This is a genomic window from Superficieibacter sp. 1612_C1 (assembly GCF_015234305.1).
Taxonomy (GTDB): Bacteria; Pseudomonadota; Gammaproteobacteria; order Enterobacterales; family Enterobacteriaceae; genus Superficieibacter.
On sequence record NZ_JADGMI010000006.1, the window covers coordinates 474,071 to 490,815 of the forward strand.

The following is a 16,745-nucleotide window of genomic DNA, read 5'->3' on the forward strand; positions in this document are numbered from 1 at the left end:
CGCCACGGGTTTAACAGACACCTCAGAGTCATTTAAGATGGCTTAAAGAGAGGTGCCCATGAGCGGTAAGCGTTATCCCGAAGAGTTTAAAATTGAAGCAGTCAAACAGGTTGTTGATCGTGGTTATTCTGTTTCCAGCGTTGCAACACGTCTCGATATCACCACCCACAGCCTTTACGCCTGGATAAAGAAGTACGGTCCGGATTCCTCCACTCATAAAGAACAGTCAGATGCTCAGGCCGAGATCCGCCGTCTCCAGAAAGAGCTGAAGCGGGTTACTGACGAACGGGACATATTAAAAAAAGCCGCGGCGTACTTCGCAAAACTGTCCGACTGAGGTACGCCTTTATCCGTGACAACGCCCGTTGCTGGCCTGTTCGCCTGCTCTGTCGGGTGCTGGATGTTCATCCCAGTGGCTTTTACGCCTGGCTTCAGCAGCCGCATTCACAACGCCATCAGGCAGACCTGAGACTGACAGGACAGATTAAACAGTTCTGGCTGGAATCGGGATGCGTCTATGGTTATCGCAAGATCCATCTGGATCTGCGGGACAGCGGGCAACAGTGCGGAGTCAACAGAGTCTGGCGACTGATGAAACGTGTCGGGATAAAGGCTCAGGTCGGATACCGGAGCCCGCGGGCACGTAAAGGCGAGGCCAGTATCGTGTCGCCCAACAGGCTCCAGCGACAGTTCAATCCGGATGCTCCGGATGAGCGTTGGGTAACCGACATAACCTATATCAGGACCCACGAAGGCTGGCTGTATCTTGCCGTGGTTGTTGATCTGTTCTCACGCAAAATTATCGGCTGGTCCATGCAATCCCGGATGACAAAGGACATTGTCCTGAACGCACTGCTGATGGCTGTATGGCGGCGTAATCCCCAAAAACAGGTGCTGGTTCATTCGGATCAGGGCAGTCAGTACACAAGCCATGAGTGGCAGTCGTTCCTGAAATCACACGGACTGGAGGGCAGCATGAGCCGTCGCGGTAACTGCCACGATAATGCGGTTGCAGAAAGCTTTTTCCAGTTGTTGAAACGCGAACGGATAAAGAAAAAGATCTACGGAACGCGGGAGGAAGCCCGCAGCGATATTTTTGATTACATCGAAATGTTTTATAACAGTAAGCGTCGGCATGGTTCTAGCGATCAGATGTCACCGACAGAATATGAAAACCAGTATTATCAACGGCTCGGAAGTGTCTAGATTATCCGTGGCGATTCAATTGCCCATTTCCCCTGTACATTCATCAGCCCAGATAAAGCAACTTCAAGCAACTGTTTTCATTAGGGAAGGAAACTTTGATTTTGTCAGTTTACAGAGCCGATGGTCAGCTCCCCCAATGGCGTTGGTGATGTAAAACACTTTACGGATATCAGACGAATAGCGGAAGTATGCTGACAATTTTCCCATTTACGCCGCCACGACTGGATGATCATCGGATACTGATGAACCCATTCGCCTTCTGTTCATCCAGCGCAGTTTCCGCTATCGATTACGATACGGTTCGGTAAATCGGCTTCTGCTCCTTTGCTTTCGCCTCTGCGGTGTTCACCGTCAGACGGGCGAGCATCCCCGGGTTGCACGCAATTGGGAGCAAACCATATCCCGACTAAATAGTCTGAGTATGCCGGTGATCCTCGCAACCGTACTGGAAAATGAACTTTCTGCCGCAACGCGATGCCGGGTCTTAGTAACACTCGAACCAAGTTTTTAGCACCGAATACCAAGTTTATGAACGCTTACCCAGCCGGGATGAAATCACGGTACCCTGAACGAAGATAAAGAGATCCACAGCATCACAGCAGAAAACTGACTGGACGGGCCTGGGTTTGTGCATTGCGATCATTGCTGGAGTCACGCGGCGTCAATAGGTGCCTAGTTCGGAGAAAATTTTTGATAAGAAAGAAGGAAGAAAAACCGGTCACCAGCTTTCTTAGTATGGGCTTTTATCCAGGCTATACGCAGATGGCGACGTTTGCCGGAACTGTAATACAGCGCCATCAACTGCCGAAGAACTTACTTCAGACAGCAGAGAAGGCAGATAATGAAGAGATGGTCACAAAGAAGCCAGCCCCCGCCTTACTCAACACTCCCAACAGAGAGCAGGAAATGCAGTACAATCACATTATGCCGTTAGCGCTCGCGCTACGCAACGTCGAAGCGGGTCAGTCGGTTCATCCAGCCTCACCAGTTGGGGTTAGCAGAGCTAACGCAGGTTCTCGGCGCTGCATCAAAGATGCCGGCAATGACAGGAAATCAGCTTCGTCAGTTGCTGGCGTGGCTTGAAGTGTTAAGATAAGGCAAAGGAGTCAATGATAACCTCTTTTTTATTGGTTTCAAATCGTGAAAGTTACGTCATAATCCATACGCAATATGGCGCTATCAGGCTAATTGTTGCACTACCCGTTGAACGGTTGTAGTGGAAATTTAGCCGTTCGGCTACCTGCATAATTTTGAATTTCTTCTGCGCTGTTGAAGCGGTTGCGGCTATCACCTGATGTTGCAATCTATACACGGCCTCATATTGTCGGATGTGGTCACTGGTGCGCAGGCAATCAAAATTTAAAGGTGCAGAGGCAATGAACGCGAAACGTGTTTACCACATCATGTGCCAAAGTGCGCTGCTGCCTGAGAGTATATCTGCCCTTTCTATCGAAACGGGGCGCATGCCGAAAAAGTGGGTGTGAAGTAAAGCAATCAGTGGTGGTGCTCCGATGGGTTCGAGTTCCGCTGCGATAATGGTAAAAAACAGCGTGCCAGGTTCACGCAGGCCTGCTTCGATAGTGAAGCGCTGCACTGGGCGTCCAGTACGAGTGGACTCGACAGTAAACCCTCAGAGAACGTCATGCAAGGCGAACTGGAGCGGCACTTTCCGGCATAGCCGGTCGAGTGGCTGACAGATAACGGTTCGTGCTATCAGTCGTATTAAACGCCGCAGCTCGTCCGGATGTTGAGACCTGGGTTGAAAAAACAGCGGTGCGCATTCATGAGTATAACGGAATAACATCGGGCATCGTCAAAATGATGGAGCGCAACTACAAAAGTATTATGTCTAAAACAGACGGGTTAATGGCAGTAATGAACCTTACAGAATCCTTCGAAAACTATAACGAAAGGCATCCTGTTCGCCATGGGAATATCTGTTGCGTCCTACAAATAATGGGTTAAGCAATAAAGGTTGTCTGGCAATATGGGCGTAAATACTATACTATCCGGGTGCCTGCCGTTCTGGGTATTTGAGTAAGCGATGCCAAAAAGTATCATGACAATGGCATCGAATAGAACGGTGAGCCTGAAGTGGAAAGCCATATTGAAGTAAAACCGCCTGCCCGGCCATGGACAGAGGTGAAGTAATGGTATCCAAAATCTTCCTTATTAGACTCGTCGAATTGCCTAATGTTCGACGTCAAAAGACGTACCATGCTACATCGCTGCCGGAGATAAGTGATACTTTGTTATGGAAATTTCTTATAACACTACCTTACTAATAAAGAGACATAATTATGATTATTAGACTCACAGCCCTGAAAATTTCAATTCCAAATGTTGGCACAACTCACTTTAATGGAAAAAGTATTTTTGTCAATTCAAACAACATCAGTTACTTAAATGAGAGCGACAATGGTGCTAGTTTTTTATATCTTGTTAACGGAGTTTTGATTTATGTTAAAGAAACTCCTGAGCATATAGCTAATATTATTAACAATGATTCTTAGGTAACTTTTAGATCGATCTTTTATCTATCACCTGTTATGCTCCCAATAAGGTAACCAACTCCTTGTGCCATATGAGAGCATATGGCATCGCTACAGCCTCAGGATATCCTGATTCATGCTACGCTGAAGAATAGTAACAAAACCTAAACGGTAGTAGAAACGTTAACACTGTATATACTCCATTTAGAGGGAGCCTGGTAAAGGCCTCGCTGGAAATTCGCATTACTGATGAAAGAACTGCATAAACGAGCCTGTCAGTAATTCTGTGTAACTGCCACTATATTAAAGGTAAGCGATCATCGAACGCGATAATAAATCGACTCATTGCTAACCGCCAGTTCTGGATCGGCATACTCCATTTTTTCGGCGCATCCTTTATCGCCAGATAAACAACCTTTCGGACCGAGTCATCCGTCGGAAACACTTTGCGTTTCTTAATCGCCGTCCGGATCACGCTGTTCAGCGATTCGATTGCGTTTGTGGTGTAGATGGCCTTACGGATATCCGGCGGATAGCCAAAGAACGTGTTCAGATTTTCCCGGTGCGCACGCCAGCTTTTGCTGATTTGGGGATATTTGTCGTCCCATGCATCTGCGAATGCATCCAGCGCCATCAGCGCCGCGTCTTTGGCCAGGACAACCGCCTTCAGTCCGCTGGTGACGGCTTTGTAGTCCTTCCACGACACGTATTTCAGGCTGTTGCGCACCATATGGATGAGGCACAACTGGATTTGGGTCTGCGGGTAGATGCTGTTTATTGTATCCGGGAAGCCTTTCAGGCCGTCCACGCAGACAATCAGTATGTCCTGAAGACCACGGTTTTTTAGCTCCGTCAGCACATTCAGCCAGAACCTTGCGCTTTCATTTTAGGCCAGCCATATACCCAGCAGCTCTTTTTGCCCTTCGGTGTTGATACCCAGTGCGAAGAAGGCGGCTTTGTCTATTAGGCCGCCATTCTGGCGGACTTTGACGACAATGCAGTCCATATAAACAATGGGATATAATGCATCCAGTTGCCGGTTTTGCCACTCCGTAACCTGCTCTTTTACGGCATCCGTGACTTTAGATATCAGCGTGGGTGACACATCGGCGTCGTACATTTCTTTGAGGGTGGCAACGATTTCGCGAGTGGTCATGCCTTTGGCATACTGCGATAAAATCTGGCTGTCCATCTGCGTGATACGCGTCTGGTTCTTCTTAATTAGCTGAAGTTCAAAGTTGTTTTCACGGTCACGCGGCGTGTTCAGCTCTATCGCGCCGTCATCGCACAACACCTTGACGAGTAGCCATTGCGGGTGTTTGAGCCTGTTTTAGGGGCATTTTTCTCATGCCCGAGATGGTCAGTCAGCTCCGCATTGAGCACCGTTTCGACGGTTAGCTTCGTCAGCATACGGGAAAACTAATTGAGATCGGCTTCAGTTTTAAGGCCTTTAGCCAGTTCAGTCGCCAGTGCTTTTAGTTTCTTTTCGTCCATCATTTGCCTGTCTTCATTGCTGGAGTGAACATATCAAAAACAGGCAGATACACAATTTAAATTACAGTCTCGTAAATTCCCCCTCAAAAACGCCATATATGTGAAAGCTAACCGTATCACGTCAGTGCTTGTTCACCACTGGACGTCCATATACGATCCACTGTTCCATGCAGTTATTTAGTGCATTTATAACTTACAAATAAAAATCAGCATTGTGAATAATTATTCTATAGCACGGAAGTGAATTCAGATTATTCTGGCCTATTTTTTATTGCTTGCACATTTGTTGTCATATAAATTCTCTGTGAAGTATGTCATTTTAAAATAATTGTCTGAAGAAATGTTCTTCCTGCAATTGCGCTGATCTTAGTTGACTGACACAACGACTCCCTTTTGCTTGTAATTTTGCTGACTGTATTGCTCAGGGCGCTTTCAAAACCAGTACTACAGTGGGAAATCCACCAACCGACGCATCTGATTCGCAGTGACTCCTGAAATTATTGTTCTGCGCCTGTATCTGCTGAGTTAGCGTTATGCTATACACCCGGCCTGACAGTGTTTTATGCTCTCCAATGATTTCATAACAGCTTGATTCAGGAAAATCAAAGCCTGAATGAGGCAAAATCACGCCGGTTTCAGAGTCTGAAAATTATGGCTGCAACAGTTACGGGCATTGCATGAAACATCAACCAGCATATTCCTGCTGCACGAAAGTAAACAGAGCCTGGTAAAGCTGTGTTTTCAATTGATGCTGAATAGCCAGCCAGTGTCCATAGAACCAAACCAGTGATAGTCCAGATAAGGCATATCATCCATTTATATTTTTTTGAAAATTTTTTTAATCTGGTCATTTTCATCATTCTTTCCTTCCTTTAATAAAGTATTCTATAGCTAATCACTTAACCGAAAGAATGGCGAGGAAGTCAGTCTCGCCATTGAAGAAGTGTAAAAGTGCTATTTATTATGCTTTTTACGATATTCAGCAGTAGCTTCCTCAGCTTCTTTTTTCGCCTTTTCCGCAAGTTCCTCCACTTTATCTTCAGGTATTAGCTTCCCGGCTTCATGTATTTCAGCCAGCCCATCGCCCACGTTGGTCTCAAGTGGTTCTATGTTCATCATCACCCTCCTGTTAGTGTGGTTTTCTAAAGCTTAGCTCATACCAGTAAGTTCTGGCGTAACAGACTGCCTTATGATTTCTATATCAGTAACTCCACTGGCCTGCTCCTTTCCGGCAGACACTCCAACATTTAAGTTTCAGCTCAGAGGGTATGTATGAGCAACCCAGGGTTTGCATGTGCATTTAAGGAAAAAGGCGTCCGTCAAATGACAGAAGGAGGCTGTACCGTTACAGAAATTTCCGTTCTTCCTGGTAGTTTTGTACACTAACTCTGCAAATGGCTATGGACTATCAAATCCCATAACAGAGAACAATACTTCCCAGATATACTGGAGGCCAAAAATGAATGCCTGAAGCTCAGGCAGCAATTGAAGCATCCTGCTAAAAAAGCTCGGGATATTCTGAAAAAGGCTGCCTGGTACTTTGCAGGGGAGACTGAATGAAGTGCCTCATTATCATTGAGCGCCTCTCTGGATGGGGAGTCAGGACGTTGTATCGTGTAAGGGATCTGACATCCGGAAGCTTCAGGTTTGTTAACTCCGCCATTTCTGAACTTTGGCCCACAATACCTTACAACACAGACTTTCAGCAATGGGCATGCTGCTGTACGTCGAAAGCTCCTCCGAAAGGCACTACGCGCCGTGTCTTTTTTACGACACTAAATGCCTTGCGGACAGCATTACCATAAACAAAGCGGAACTGCTTACGCAGGTTCAGTAGTAAGTTCAAACCCATACTTAAGAGTATTGTCGCTACAACAGACCTTGCCGTGAAGGGGTAAAACATCTTATATTTATGGCATTCAGTCTGTAAAAACTAAATCTGGCATCCAAAGTTAAAGATTACTGGCATGGAATGTATATAATTATTTTTTAGGGTAACCACTAAGTATGAAAATGAAAACTCAATTTTCCATATCGGCATTTTCCCTTTTTACCATTTCACTTCTTTTTCCATTTCTGGTAGAACTGCATGTTCCTTTGAAACATGGTGAAGTGGTTGTCTTGATTGAAAACGGCCAGGCAGTTTGGCTCCTGTTTTGTGCCATTTTTACTGCCTGGTATATAAAATCGATGCCACACGAGGAAAAAGTGTTCTGGCTATGGTATGGTGGATCGTTCTTTTAGGAAGAAGTACCAGTTGGGGAAGAAACTATTTTCCTGATGAACCCAGACTTATTTTTAGAGCTATTTCAGTGCTGCTAATTTCAATATTGATCCTGCCAGTTATTTTTTCGAACATTTTGCGTAAAAAGATTATCATTAAATTCCGGTCTGTTCGGTTACCAGTATGGATGTCCCTGTTAGTTGTGACAACTTATCTTATCGCCGATTCGGTAGAGCATCATAGATTTATCGCTCCATTATTTTTGCATGATACGCGATACACCGATTTAATCGAGGAGCTTTACGAGACTATTTTTATGCTGGGTCTTTTTGAAGTATCTCTGGATGTTATGAAGGATGAAAAGAAACGCCTGCTAAATAGCAGTACGTGATACCATCAGGCGGGACAAGGCGACTTTCACACCCGAGCGGCTGGGATATCTGGCACAACATAAAAACCCGCCTAAGCGGGTTTGGTAATTTCAATTTCTCTCAGGCGGCCATCTTTCTGCATTGTTCAGCGCAGCGATGACAAGCTCTGGAGCAGTCCTGGCAATGCTCATGTTCATGCGTTGCGCACTCATCACCGCACTTCTGACAAACATCGGCGCAAAGTCGGCAGAGTTCCTGGACATACGTGCTATCACTATTAAGCGTCATGGATTGAGCTGCAAAACGGCAGATATTTGCACACTGTATATCCAGTTTTATGCACGTGCGCATCATTTCAAGGCTCTCTTCTTCGAGACATGAAGCCGCACAATTATCACATGCAACTGCACACAGGTAGCAAGTCTCAATGCATTTTTTATATTCGTCTAACATGATTTCTCCTTAGCTAGGTTACGTATTAAGCATGGAAGAAATAATTGTTTATGCAACTCTGGAATTAGTTAATAACCTTTCCAGCACTTCATCTAATTGATTCACAAAGCATTTTTGTGATTCCCCTGTGCGCTAATGACAACTAATGGCTGCGGATTTAACCGATAGAAGAAATACACTTGGATTGGCCCCTATATTTCCATACACTTTTTATCACTTAACCCGTTACTGGTACGCCGCCGCAGATATTCCCGTGGCGAGCGATACCCCAGTGCACTATGCGGATGCCATTCGTTATAGTGCTCGAACGCTTCCGCAAGATTTTTTGCTGCCGTTAATCCGTCTGGTTTCGGCATGATGCTGATATAATCCCGCTTCATCGTTTTCACGAAACTCTCTGCCATCCCGTTGCTTTCCGGACTGCGTACCGCCGTATGTTTAGGCTCCAGTCCTACCATTCTCGCGAACTGACGCGTCTGACGAGAACGGTACGCTGAACCGTTGTCTGTCAGCCACTCAACGGGGAAGGCTGGTAGGGTGCTGCCGAAGCGTCGCTCCACCGCACCCAGCATGACGTCCTGAACCGTTTCGCTGTCATATCCACCGGTACTGGCTGCCCAGTGCAACGCTTCCCGATCGCAGCAGTCCAGCGCGAACGTGACCCGCAGTTTTTCGCCATTGTCACAGCGGAACTCGAACCCGTCAGAGCACCACCGCTGGTTACTTTCCCCGACGGCCACTTTTCCTGTATGCGCCCGTTTCAAGGGCGGTATTGCAGGTTTCTGTTCGAGCAGCAGCGCATTCTGACGCATGATCCGGTACACTCGTTTGGCATTCATTACAGCAAGGTCTTCGGCTTCCGACTGACGGCGTAGCAGAGCCCACACCCGGCGATAACCATACGTAGGCAGATCGCCGATAACAGCATGTATCCGCGACAGGGCATCAGTATCATCCGGCTGACGTTTGCGGCGACGATCCTGCCAGTTGTCCGGGCGTCTTAACCGGGTATGAAGCTGCGCACGTGAGACCCGAAGGCAGCGGCTGACGAAGCTTATTCGCCATCCTCTGGCAACAAGGGTACATGCGCTATCCACTTTTTTTGGCGGCCAATATCGACAGCTTCTTTAAGAAGTTCAACTTCCATTGTTTTCTTGCCCAGCAGGCGCTGAAGCTCTTTGATCTGCTTCATTGCTGAGGCAAGCTCAGAGGCTGGAACCACCTGTTCACCCGCTGCCACGGCAGCGAGACTGCCCTCCTGATATTGCTTGCGCCAGAGAAACAACTGGCTGGCTGCAATGCCATGTTGACGGGCGACGACTGAAACAGTCATACCGGGTTCAAAACTCTGCTGAACAATGGCGATTTTTTCCTGAACGGTACGCCGTCTGCGCTTCTCTGGACCTAAAACGTCAATCATCCGGACTCCAACGACCAGTTTAAAACTAGTATTAAGACTATCACTTATTTAAGTGATACCAGCTGTCTGGAGATTCATGGGGCCAGTCTAACACTTGACAAGACGTAACATATAACTGGATATAAATTTCATATAAAACCAGCATAAATCAAGATTGTGGCTGGTTTCAGTAATTAGCGCTGTGCAAAAGGCAACTGCTGATGCCTTTGACAGAGTGAATTTTTCTGGTAAAAATACAGACGTGGCGAATCCCCCTGTGCGGAGGGGCGAACCAGTTATCAACTTGTGTTATTTGTTATCGCTCGCGGGTTATATGTACTGGCATAAACCCACCGGGAGGCACCCGGCACCACGCTTATGTCTAAGGTTACAAACTCTTTCGCCTGTCTGGATAAGCAGGCTTTTTTATCCATACTTTTACTTAATCACTCCCATAGCGGAGGTAATGGATATCCCATGGCAGACCCATAAGCGGTGTTGTGCCCCGCACGTCCGAATGCTCTTCCCTGAAAGGAGTTCTGACAGTACTGAGCCCTTAGGAGTGGAATATAAGTGGAGCATGCCAACGTGCCGGATGTTTTCACGGGTAGAATCATCACCAGCATTAACTGGTACTTCAAGCAAAAGGGTGTCAATACAAAACTGCGGTTGCCTAAGGCATAGCCCGAACGGCAGGTTGCGTAGTGTTTAGTGATGACCGTAAGAGCAACTTTGCTTCCTCCTGGCTTTACAGCAGATAGTCTGTTCAAACCGACACTACTAACTGACGATTTTATCAAATACCGGGGAAGGTCATAGTCTCTCAATATGTTACTATTTTGTGGTGTCTTTCAATCATAGGTTTGCCTTCCTGTTAAGTTGGCAGGCTCCGGTTAAACCACAAATGTGCATGGGCTCAACGGCCTTCAGCTTTTACGGCTAAAAAACTTCGAAGTTGTGCAAGCTGTGTTTATATAAAAATCATAAACTGATGTAACATGACGATTGATTTTCGTGATCATTAGAGAGATAGTAACGGATCAAAACGATGAGGAAATATTATGACATTAAAAACTAATCTTTTTCTGGGATGGTTTATTGGTACAACCATCTTTACTTGCTTCACCATGGGTAAATATTTTGCAGAGCAGTATTTCGATGGCTCTCAGACACCATGGGTGATCAGCTCCTTAGTCGCACTAATCATCAACTGGTGGGGGTGCGGCATCATTCAACACTTCACGTCAATATCTGAGCAAAAATCCAATACTGACCATCCTGATGAACTAAAACCGCAACCGTAATCATGTTGACAGCGTGGTATAATCAGGTGCCTCCGTAAATACGATTTGAGCTAGTCGCCTGGCCTGCTGGCTGTCCGTGTAATATTCTTTGTCCTGTTAAGGTTTATAGAAAGTAGTAGGGCTGAAATATACATCTGCAAAAGATTGCAAGAAATATATGACGACCAGGTTTTGTTTTAGATATGTCAGCGGAAAACGAGTTCAGGTGAACGAGACGCAATGATTTACCCTCAGCTTTCTTGACGAAGTAGCAACGAAATTTTTTGCAAACCGTCAGGAATTTTAATTTCTTAAAGAAATGGATGTATTTTAGCTTTTCAAGAGATTTACTTCTTTTTTAACAATATTGATTTTATTTCGGAGACGTCAATAATACTTTTCAGCATCGGAGGTAGGTTAAAGGAGAAAGTATCAGCCATGTCTCTGGAGTCTGTCGGCCATTCGATGTACAGATGTCGTTGAGCCGCTGCGGCTGCCAGGAACAATATCGCGAGGCTCAGACTGCTCAATAATCCTTTAGCATTTGCTGGTTATCTGATGTATTTCTCATCGGGCATTGTGGCATCACGCTGGATATTAATGGTATCGTTCGCCAGTTGCAGGTTGCCTTTCGCTTTAACGTGCTGCTTGTTATAGATAAGGGTATTATCTCGGTAGTGATTTATCATCCAGTCGGGTGTCGGCAGCATGTAATAATCACCAGCATGTTTATCGCTCTTCGTTTATTACACAGACTGCCGGTGATCGGTATATAATTCATCTCCGGTTTATACCACCGTGGTGTATGGGACGAGGTATTGACGGGGTTGCTGCACTAACATCGAGGACGCTGGTTCGGATCTTTCATCACTCGTATACGATTAAAATAAAAGGACAAAACTATCGACTGAAACAGACACGAAAGACCATTAATACCGCTGAAGTTAATCCTGAGTAAAACGGTGAATCAATATTAGACTGTCGGTGGAAATGTAAGTGGAAAAATTTCACCCCGTCATTGGCACCTTCGATATTATTCAGTTCTGTGCAACCAACTTTCTTATAAGGGACTGTCCCGGGGACAGTCCGTTTTCACAACCCGGTATAGTTATACTCTTCATCAATGCTGCTTTAATTTCCTGTAATTAAACAGCTATGTCTGTAGGCAGATCATCACAACCGCTCCTGAAACGAACAGGGCGACGCGAAACGTCAGCATAATAAACTTTCTCATTATACCAGACCGTGGATACTATCAGTCAGATAACATTATTAATATCTATAAATGTCATTTTATCGGTGCGGTTCAGGGGAAGCATTATGGGATAAAAAAAGCCTGCTCGGGCAAGCAGGCATCAAAGAAGCACGAGAAAAGAAGCTAAAGCGAAACGTTTATGGTGCCGGGTGCCTCCCGGTAAGTCCAGATCAGCATCTGAAACTTGCGTATTGATGACGGTTAACCCTCGTAAACGGGCTGCTGATTACGCTCCTCCGCCCAGGAGAATTCACCACTTTTTAAACATAGACAATTTTACCGCTTCTTTCCTGTATATGGGCAAAAATGTCAGTCCAAAAGCACAAAATGTCAATAAAGAGAGGTTCGCGAAGGAGGTGTGGTGCCGGGTGCCTCCCGGTGAGCCTGCGCCAGTACGCATAACCCGCGATTCTCGCAATGCATACTACAGCAGATGAGCCATTCCTGGTTCGCCCCTCCGCTCAGGGGGATTCACCACTTTATTATTTTAGAGTGTTTCGTGATTTTCGTATAATGGAAACATTAACAGCGGTCCGGTCACAGAAATTACCACAGGATAACTTACACCAGGAAATCGTGGAGCAGTATGAGCTTGATAAAACCGCCACCATCCTTAATATAGTCAGGAATGAACGCAAAAACAAACTGACACTATCCTGCAATGCGGGTGATTCATTGTAATTATATGCTTAATTTAAAGGTGATCGCTCTCAGATGCATCCAGAGGACAATAAAAGTCGACCGCCTGGAAAGAAACCGACCAAATCATAAATGATAATGCAGGTCTTTCCCTGCCGTCACCACTGTTTTATTAAAGTCATAAATGGGGATGACTGTTGCACCGGCAGGCTTTGAGTGAAAATCAAAGTCTGCACCCGCTCGTGGTCCCGGATAAACTCAGCAGAGCCATGGTCATCCGGAACCTCTATCTAAATAAAGGATCATTTGAAATATGGTGTCAATTGCCTCCCATGTTCCTTCTCCAGCAAGCAGGCCTGCGAACGATAGCAAATAACTCCAAATTAATAACCGGTTCGCCCCTCCGCGCAAGGGGATTCACCTTTATTCAAGCTTAGACGTTTTTTCGCGTTTTGCTGTGTACAGGCAAAAAAGCCAGTTCAAACGCACAGAATGTTAATAAAGTTGCCTTCCTGGAGATGTGAATGCTGTCTTCCGGTGAGTCTTTGATATGAGGATGACGGTGCTCTTTTCATACAGGGCAAGTTTATCTGAACATCGTTAAGAACGTTATCGCAGGAAGGCCGGACACGATATGGATCAGGAATCTGACCAGAGGAGTTATGCTTCGCGCCTCCCGGTAAGGACCGGTCAGCGACCGAAAACTAAGTGTAAGATTTTTCCACTCGGCTGACTCCTGACTATGCCCCTTCACCACAGGCGATTCACCTTATTCCGTAAACTGAGCCTTTTCTTCATGATTCATCATGACAGAACAAAAATATCAGCCTGTTAGTAACATATAGCTGTAACGCTTAAAAAAAGCCCGCCACAACAGAAAGTCCAGGCAGGCAAAAGGTTTTGTAATCCTACAGATGAATGTGGTGTCGGGTGCCTCCCGATGATTCTTTGGCTGGCTGACCATGAACCGCGTGGTTGGTAAGGTAACAACAGCCAGTTACGCCCCACCGTTGAGTAGGATACACCACTCTTTTACTTTAGACTGTTTTACCGTAGTTGCCCTCGTGAAGTTAAAAAACACCCTTCTGAGCGCACAAAAGGTTAATTGAGAAACGATAACAAAAAATGTGTTGCCATCCACATCACGATGATGTCTGAGAATCCGCGACGTTGAATAATTAAAGTCTGACTGAAGTCCCCCTCCGCTCCACAACACAGCCCAATTCTGTTCAGTCATTTAAGAAATCGTAAGACCATTTACCTGGCATCTCCTCAATCGACACAAAAAAAACGTAATTAATTGTAATTTATACTATATTTGTAACTTACCACGCGATTTATGAGCAGCCGCTTTTTATTTGTAGAACATATGCTCTTGATATTTAAAAGACCGGATGCCGCGGCATCCTTCCTTAGCCGAAGTTTTACAGGAACTGATACGGTCTTTACACAACAAATATTAAGCAACGTAATCAATACGTCCTTAAGAAATCTGGCATAACAGCGAGAATGTTAAACTAGGCCGTTAAAGTGAGCTTCAAATAGCTTATGGCGTTCGAAGACCGCCGGAGGCAGTCAGAAATCATACAGTTACAGAGTCAGTCGTCAAAGGCCCGGGACTGAACCAGACAGGCAAAGCACCATACACTTTCCCGATAATCTAATGATAAAAAAAAGACCAGCATAAGCTTAAGCCCGCTGGCCAGGTTAGTTCAGAATGTCTCATTAACAAGTCTGTAGACTTGACAGTATTATTATATAACACGCTTTGTGCGGCAGAAAGAAAATATACCATTTTATGTATGCTCGTCAATACAGAATAGTTTCCAGTTCAGGCTGTAACGAAAGTTACCATACCGCCTATAATCCTCTGCTTCAGTATGCAGCCAGCATGGACACCCCAGGCAAACGAACATAGCCAGAGTTGCTTGTTTTCTGCTTAACCTGATAACGGTTTAACAGGGGAAGCCTCTTGCTACAAAAGCGTCAGTCAGATCGTGAAGGCTGGCCCTGGACATGATGATATTCTGTCAGGTAATTTACTGCATGCATAGAAGCATTTTGTTCCGAGACAGATAGTTATCAAGTTTTGTTCTGTATTATATACTTTTGCTATGTGGCCATGGGTTTCCATTAATGTCCCTTAATCAGCAATCAGCATTTTTGAAAAGCTGGCTAATGAAATTATATAGCCTATACTTTTAACGCTACTGGCTGTTACTGTTAAACTTGTTACATAAGGGAACTATCATGAATAAAACAACTCCTCTAGCGGCAGTTATAGTTGCATTCCTTGCAATCACAACTTCCGGCTGTTCTTCTAACCAGGCTATTAAAACTACAGATGGACGAACCATCGTGACTGATGGCAAGCCCCAGATCGACGATGATACCGGACTGGTCTCCTATAAGGATGCGCAGACCGGTAGAACTGAGCAGATCAATCGGGACAAGATTACTAACATGAGTGAGCTTGATAATTAGTAAAGGAGAAGTACTATGAAAAAATTTTTTCTTACGGCTTTTGCGGCAACGATTGTACTGTCTGCGCTGACGGGTTGCACACGTACCAGTTATGCGATACATACCAATGACGGGCGAACGATAGTCAGTGACGGAAAACCCAGTGAATCAGAAACGGGCCTCCTCGGCTACACTGATGCCAACGGTGTGAAACAACAAATTAACAAAGCAGATGTCAAAGAAGTTGCGGAAATACCGCATTAATTTTCTCATGAAAGCCGCCACTGGCGGCTTTTTTTACGTTCAGGCTTTCCTTTTAATATGTTAAAATTACAGCATACCTGTTGCCTTATTAAGTACAATCAGACAATATTAACATTATATATGCTCTCCATTGCCTTTTTCTCATAATCAAAAGCCAGCAGTCTCAATTAAAAACACCAAGCCAAATTTAAAGCAAAATAAATTATTATAACTTGGAATAAATTACACCTCTATCCCTTAAAGAGTCATTGGAAAAATAAAATATAGGTATACCACAAAATTTATATATTACAAAAGTTAAAATAATAATCAACAATTACGTAATGGCAAGTATCAATGGAAGTTGAAAGCAGGCGAAATAAAAAAAGGTCAGGCAGGTAAACCATTTTACGGTAGTATATCTAACTGATCTCCCGGGAATAAACGGGTGCGGAACCAGATGTATTCATGCTTTTTCCATGATTAAGATAAAGCCGCATCGCCCTTCTCCAATAAAATTAAAAAAGGGCAGAAAATTCAAATTCAAATTCAAATTCAAATTCAAATTCGAATGAGACTGTATATCTCCGGAGAGATATACAGTGGTATATTCTTCAGAGGCTGCCGTAATGTTGTGAGCTCAGCTACTAATTAAGCATTATTTATTTTCCGTTTGGGGTTTCTGGCCTGATATCATATGCTTTCTGTACAAGAGGATCGCGTTTTGCTTCCTGATGGACTTTACGGCCCCAGGCTTCATCAATCTGTTTTTTTGTATCTTCGATGATTTCAGACGGAGTAACGTTACGGTAAGTGTCGATCTCGCCAATCGCCACTTTCGCAATAACTTCTGATACCTGACGAGGCTGGTACTGCTCATGAGGGAATGAAATTTCCTCATAATCAAATATACTGTCCAGAAGGTCTTCTTTTCTCCAGTTTTTCCACGCTTCAAACATACGATCATTGAATCCGGTTAGTATAGGACCAGAATTGACGGTTGCCACCTGGATGTCAAATTCATGTAGCTCTTTATATAAAGCCCCGGCAAAGGCTTCCAGAGCATGTTTGGGTGCAGAGTATGCTCCTGCAAAAGTGAATCGCCACGGATAATCTAGACACTTCCGAGCCGTTGATAATACTGGTTTTCATATTCTGTCGGTGACATCTGATCGCTAGAACCATGCCGACGCTTACTGTTATAAAACATTTCGATGTAATCA

At 44.9% G+C, this 16,745-nt stretch carries 14 protein-coding genes and 3 pseudogenes; 7 read left to right on the top strand and 10 right to left on the bottom strand.

From position 1 onward, the window contains the following. Window positions 1-58: 58 nt before the first annotated feature. Window positions 59-1,206, top strand: a protein-coding gene (locus INT84_RS21390; protein WP_148245229.1) for an IS3 family transposase whose coding sequence is annotated in 2 segments (ribosomal slippage) — window positions 59-296 and window positions 296-1,206 — 1,149 coding nt in all. Because the reading frame shifts where the segments join, the coding sequence is not laid out codon by codon here. On the opposite strand, the pseudogene INT84_RS24480 reads toward INT84_RS21390, so the two are convergent. After that, window positions 1,203-1,522 (bottom strand): annotated as a pseudogene (locus tag INT84_RS24480) (transposase); the annotation flags it as partial. The gene INT84_RS21390 and the pseudogene INT84_RS24480 overlap by 4 nt on opposite strands. Window positions 1,523-1,896: 374 nt before the next feature. Between INT84_RS24480 and INT84_RS21395 the strand changes: the two are divergent. After that, window positions 1,897-2,289 (top strand): hypothetical protein, encoded by a 393-nt coding sequence (locus INT84_RS21395; RefSeq protein ID WP_151200469.1) that lies wholly within the window; start codon window positions 1,897-1,899, stop codon window positions 2,287-2,289. Window positions 2,290-2,599: 310 nt separating this feature from the next. On the opposite strand, the gene INT84_RS21400 is transcribed toward INT84_RS21395, so the two are convergent. Next, the gene (locus INT84_RS21400; protein WP_151200468.1) at window positions 2,600-2,800 is read right to left on the bottom strand and encodes a hypothetical protein; all 201 of its coding nucleotides are present in this window, start codon (window positions 2,798-2,800) and stop codon (window positions 2,600-2,602) included. A gap of 706 nt (window positions 2,801-3,506) precedes the next feature. Between INT84_RS21400 and INT84_RS21405 the strand changes: the two genes are divergently transcribed. Continuing rightward, complete coding sequence (locus tag INT84_RS21405; RefSeq protein ID WP_151200467.1) at window positions 3,507-3,719, top strand: hypothetical protein; 213 nt, start codon at window positions 3,507-3,509, stop codon at window positions 3,717-3,719. Window positions 3,720-3,996: 277 nt separating this feature from the next. Here INT84_RS21405 and INT84_RS21410 read toward each other — a convergent pair. From INT84_RS21410 to INT84_RS21420, 3 genes and pseudogenes are all read right to left on the bottom strand, one after another. Beyond that, a pseudogene (locus INT84_RS21410) lies at window positions 3,997-5,192 on the bottom strand (IS256 family transposase). A gap of 635 nt (window positions 5,193-5,827) precedes the next feature. Continuing rightward, window positions 5,828-6,052: a hypothetical protein gene (locus INT84_RS21415; RefSeq protein WP_103678308.1), complete on the bottom strand. Its 225-nt coding sequence runs from the start codon at window positions 6,050-6,052 to the stop codon at window positions 5,828-5,830. A gap of 94 nt (window positions 6,053-6,146) precedes the next feature. After that, window positions 6,147-6,311 carry a hypothetical protein gene (locus INT84_RS21420; protein ID WP_158414359.1) on the bottom strand — a complete coding sequence of 55 codons (165 nt, stop codon included), beginning with the start codon at window positions 6,309-6,311 and terminating at the stop codon, window positions 6,147-6,149. A gap of 888 nt (window positions 6,312-7,199) precedes the next feature. Between INT84_RS21420 and INT84_RS21425 the strand changes: the two are divergent. After that, a pseudogene (locus INT84_RS21425) lies at window positions 7,200-7,807 on the top strand (hypothetical protein). A 100-nt stretch (window positions 7,808-7,907) separates the two neighbouring features. Here the strand turns inward: INT84_RS21425 and INT84_RS21430 are convergent. Further along, window positions 7,908-8,240, bottom strand: a complete 333-nt coding sequence (locus INT84_RS21430; RefSeq protein ID WP_075212340.1) for a four-helix bundle copper-binding protein — start codon at window positions 8,238-8,240, stop codon at window positions 7,908-7,910. A 191-nt stretch (window positions 8,241-8,431) separates the two neighbouring features. Further along, window positions 8,432-9,660 (bottom strand): IS3 family transposase gene (locus INT84_RS21435; protein ID WP_194208366.1). Its coding sequence is split into 2 segments (ribosomal slippage): window positions 8,432-9,345 and window positions 9,345-9,660, totalling 1,230 coding nucleotides; the frame shifts between segments, so codons are not numbered across the junction. A gap of 1,040 nt (window positions 9,661-10,700) precedes the next feature. Here INT84_RS21435 and INT84_RS21440 point away from each other — a divergent pair. Then, window positions 10,701-10,943 (top strand): hypothetical protein, encoded by a 243-nt coding sequence (locus INT84_RS21440; protein ID WP_053090089.1) that lies wholly within the window; start codon window positions 10,701-10,703, stop codon window positions 10,941-10,943. A 530-nt stretch (window positions 10,944-11,473) separates the two neighbouring features. On the opposite strand, the gene INT84_RS21445 is transcribed toward INT84_RS21440, so the two are convergent. Continuing rightward, a complete protein-coding gene (locus INT84_RS21445; RefSeq protein ID WP_158414358.1) occupies window positions 11,474-11,632 on the bottom strand; it encodes a hypothetical protein in 159 nt (52 codons plus the stop codon). Window positions 11,633-15,066: 3,434 nt separating this feature from the next. On the opposite strand from INT84_RS21445, the gene INT84_RS21450 reads away from it, so the two are divergent. After that, window positions 15,067-15,300, top strand: coding sequence for a YgdI/YgdR family lipoprotein (locus INT84_RS21450; protein ID WP_049006222.1), 234 nt, complete (start codon window positions 15,067-15,069; stop codon window positions 15,298-15,300). A gap of 15 nt (window positions 15,301-15,315) precedes the next feature. Beyond that, complete coding sequence (locus tag INT84_RS21455) at window positions 15,316-15,543, top strand: YgdI/YgdR family lipoprotein (protein ID WP_049006220.1); 228 nt, start codon at window positions 15,316-15,318, stop codon at window positions 15,541-15,543. A gap of 641 nt (window positions 15,544-16,184) precedes the next feature. Here INT84_RS21455 and INT84_RS21460 read toward each other — a convergent pair. Both INT84_RS21460 and INT84_RS24485 read right to left on the bottom strand, forming a co-directional pair. After that, window positions 16,185-16,481 carry a hypothetical protein gene (locus tag INT84_RS21460; protein WP_053090088.1) on the bottom strand — a complete coding sequence of 99 codons (297 nt, stop codon included), beginning with the start codon at window positions 16,479-16,481 and terminating at the stop codon, window positions 16,185-16,187. Window positions 16,482-16,636: 155 nt separating this feature from the next. Further along, window positions 16,637-16,745 (bottom strand): IS3 family transposase (locus tag INT84_RS24485; RefSeq protein WP_131023897.1); only part of this gene is annotated, 109 nt, incomplete at its 5' end.